A 3,782-nucleotide genomic window follows, 5' to 3' on the forward strand; every position below is an offset into this window, starting at 1 on the left:
GGACTTGAGCTTTTTAATTATTTATTCAACTTACCGCAAAAAATTATACACTTAGATGATAGTAGTACAAGTAATAATACATGCATTTTTATCTGTACATGTATCAATAGTCAACTACCCTAGACTGAAGTCTTGGGCTTGGTGGCTTGTTAGCTTGCACCAACCAGAACACCAACTTGCTTAGATACGGATTTGACTTACCAGCAATAATCTTTTGACTATTGCCGATAGAGGTCGTCTAATTACCAAAGCCTTTTGAGTCCGCGAGTTGCTAGCGGACTGCAGCCTAGCTTAGGCTGCTTTTTTTATTTTAGGATTTTGCCACTTGCCTAATCCTTTTTCTAAGATGTTCACGGCGGCATTCCAATCACGAATATGGTGCGTTCGACAGATTGGGCAAGTCCACTCTCGATCCTTAAGGGTTAATTTCTTATAACCGTTTTGGCCCATAATACTGCCACATTGATGGCATCTTTGGGTGGTGTAGTTAGGATCAATTGTTAGAAATTCTTTGCCATATAGATCTGCCTTATAAGCCAGCATGTTCAGGAAACTACGCCAGCCAACATCTGAAATAGCTTGAGATAAGGCATGATTCTTTAACAGGTTTCTGCTTCTTAGTTCTTTTTTCATCCCAAAAATCACGCAGCGGACAAAAACCACCCACCTACCCCTAGCAAATAAGAGGACAAAAACCACCCTTTCATCGCTTGGCAAAAATCGAGTACACAATATACGTGCTTCAGGCGTGTCGCCTGTACGCATGCTGATCCTTCAGCAAGACTACTACCTCATGAGAGTTATAAACTCATGGATCTTGCTTTGAATGATTTTGTACATTATAGGCTCCTACATGCTGAACCTATGGCCTATTACATTTTTTATATTTCAAGGAGGAAAAGACCACATGAAGAAAAATTTAAGAATTGTTAGCGCTGCTGCTGCTGCTTTATTAGCTGTTGCTCCAGTTGCTGCTGCTGGCGTTGTTGCACCTGCTTCTACTGTTTCAGCCGCTACTTCTCAAGAAGTTACTGATCTTGGTACATTAAGAGGTACTGTTGTTCTTGACCGTGCTTCAAATACTCAATTTAGTGTTAAGTTAAGTGACGCTCAAAAAGATGCTATCTTACAATTAGGTGGCGATGCATTAAAGAATGCTAAGCCAGCAGATATGAAGGATATCACTGTTAAGTCAGCATCTGCTTCAAACTCAAACGGTGAATTCCAACAAGTTGTTACATTCACTGTTAATGACAAAGCTTACCAAGTTACTTTAAATGCTAAGTTCGCTAGCCAACAAGGTACTCCATACTTCTACAACAAGGATACTAACACTGTTGTAAACGATGGAAGCACTGTTTCATTAAACGAAATTGCTAACGGCTTTAGCTCATCCGATCTTTTGAATGCTATTCAAAAGCATTATGCTTGGAAGACCAGTGATCAATCAAATGACACTATTAATATGACTACTACCGCTTCAGATGTAGAAAGTCAATTAGTAGCTCAAGGCTTGAAGCGTGCTTCAAACGGTAACTTTGATTATCCAGCAAACGGTTTCAACCTTAAGTTGACTGCTAAGTCAGAAAATGGTAATTCAACTACAATTACTGTAAGAATTAACGCTTCAGTAAACTACAACGCACCAGCATTTGTATTTGATGGAAATGTTTACTACAATGACAACGTTATGTCAAACGGTAAGACTTCTGGCAATTTAGTACTTAAGGATACTGATAAGACAAAGGTTATTGTAAACGGTAAGTTTAACGATGCTACTGTAACTGATTCTGTCAAAGCTTACGTACAAAGCGCTTATGGTGCTAATGATTTTGACAAGAAGCCAGAAGAATTAGCTGCTCACCAACAATTAGTTAACCCAAGCAACATCAAGATTGATTCAAGCAAGGTTAACACTAGTGTTGCAGGTATGTACCCAGTAACTATTACTGCTACTAACCCAGCTGGCTTCACTTCAAAGCTTGTTGTTTACGCAATTGTAATGGGTAATCCTGAAAAGGCTCCACAAGAATACGTAAAGGCTGATAACACTAAGGTTTACAACATCAACGGTAACGTTGTTTCAGAAGCTACTAATGTTCCAGCACTTTCAAAGGGTGCAGCTGTTTACACCTTCGGTAAGTTAACTGTTAACGGTGTTGAATACACTCGTATCAACAAGGAAGGCTCAAACGAATTCGTAAAGAGCTCAGACTTAACTGCAACTAAGCCAGACACTACTGTTCCAAGTCAACCTAAGACTATTATGCACAACGCATACTTCTACGACAAGGACGCTAAGCGTGTTGGTACTGACAAGTTAACTCGTTACAACTCAGTAACTGTAGCTATGTCAACTACTACTATCCACGGTAAGGCTTACTACGAAGTAGTTGAAAACAATAAGGCAACTGGCAAGTTCATCAACGCCGACAACATCGATGGTACTAAGCGTACTTTGAAGCACAACGCATACGTATACCGTTCATCAAAGAAGCGTGCTAACAAGGTTGTTCTTAAGAAGGGTGAAGAAGTAACTACTTACGGTGGTACTTACACATTCAAGAACGGTAAGCAATACTACAAGATCGGTGACAACACTCACAAGACTTACGTAAAGGCTTCAAACTTTTAATTAAGTCTGTGGTATACGCTGACAAATAAGAAAGGCAGAGCGAAAGCTCTGTCTTTTTTTGGAGGAAATAATAATGAAAAAGAATTTTAAATTTACTAATATTGTAGCGGCAGCTTTGTTCGCTGCATCGCCTGTAGTTTCATTGGTAGCTGCTCCAAATACTATTCAAGCAGCAGCAGTTGTAACTAAAAGTAGTGTTATTACTCACTATCTTCGTGATAGAAGTGTATACACAAACAGTACTAAAATTAGGGCTTCCACCTCAATTAACAATATCCATTTGACTAATAATACTGGTACTGAAATTGAAACAAACGATGCAGTTTTAAACAATGGTAAATATACCTTAAATGCACAAGTAACAATAATGGGTTTGACGCCAACTTCAACTGATCGTTCAGTTACTATTGTTAATAACAATGGTGAAATTATTGGTTCTGCTAGTGTTAATGCACACAGTACTCTTGCACAAGGTAATCTTGAATTTGATTTTGCGGTCAAGAATGGTCAATTAAGTCATACTAGTTTGGGTAATATTACTGGAAATACTATTAAAGTAAGCAAGAAGAAAGTTACCAAGAAGAAACATAATAAAGTAGCTCATAAGAAGAATCACAAAAAGGCACATAAGAAAACTGTCAAACATACTAAAAAGAGAAAATAATTTAAAACGAGGCAATTGCCCCGTTTTTCTTTTGCTCTTAAAAAATAAGTACGATTTTGACTAATGTTTGAATAAAAATAATTGAATTTAGGTATAATATTGTTATAATTTTTCGTAGAAAAAATCAAATCAGGCTGATATAATGCTGTGTTTTTTCGCTGTAGTTGTGAGGCGCTATGGTGCCCGACAGAGGCTTTATATCTGATCGTTAGTCTTGATAGGCGATACGGTTCTGTCCGTCCTCTTATTACTAGACTGTTAGGCTGTATATTGTGCAGCCTAACAGTCTTTCTTTTGCTCTAAAAAAGATGCCGCTTATGCGACATCTTGGAAAATATTGTTGTTACAGTGTTACGATCTAGCTCTGTTTCAGAAATTCTTCTAACTGCTTATCAGAGAACACATTGCCATACTTTTGCTTTAATTGTTGCAGGATTTGTTGGCTAGTGCAGCCAACATCTTTCAAAGAAGCGACTAAGGTAA

At 38.0% G+C, this 3,782-nt stretch carries 2 protein-coding genes and 1 pseudogene; 2 read left to right on the forward strand and 1 reads right to left on the reverse strand.

Annotated elements, in window-relative coordinates; translation table 11 throughout:
* Positions 1-291 precede the first annotated feature (291 nt).
* Positions 292-627, reverse strand: a pseudogene (locus tag CP352_RS10560) (RNA-guided endonuclease InsQ/TnpB family protein); the annotation flags it as partial.
* A 544-nt stretch (positions 628-1,171) separates the two neighbouring features.
* On the opposite strand from CP352_RS10560, the gene CP352_RS10565 reads away from it, so the two are divergent.
* Together CP352_RS10565 and CP352_RS10570 are read left to right on the forward strand one after the other, a co-directional pair.
* Positions 1,172-2,635 carry an SLAP domain-containing protein gene (locus CP352_RS10565; RefSeq protein WP_089142958.1) on the forward strand — a complete coding sequence of 488 codons (1,464 nt, stop codon included), beginning with the start codon at positions 1,172-1,174 and terminating at the stop codon, positions 2,633-2,635.
* A gap of 73 nt (positions 2,636-2,708) precedes the next feature.
* Positions 2,709-3,299, forward strand: coding sequence for a hypothetical protein (locus tag CP352_RS10570; protein ID WP_089142950.1), 591 nt, complete (start codon positions 2,709-2,711; stop codon positions 3,297-3,299).
* The last annotated feature ends 483 nt before the right edge of the window (positions 3,300-3,782 follow it).

It is taken from the genome of Lactobacillus sp. UMNPBX1, from assembly GCF_002554085.1.
Lineage (GTDB): Bacteria > Bacillota > Bacilli > Lactobacillales > Lactobacillaceae > Lactobacillus > Lactobacillus crispatus.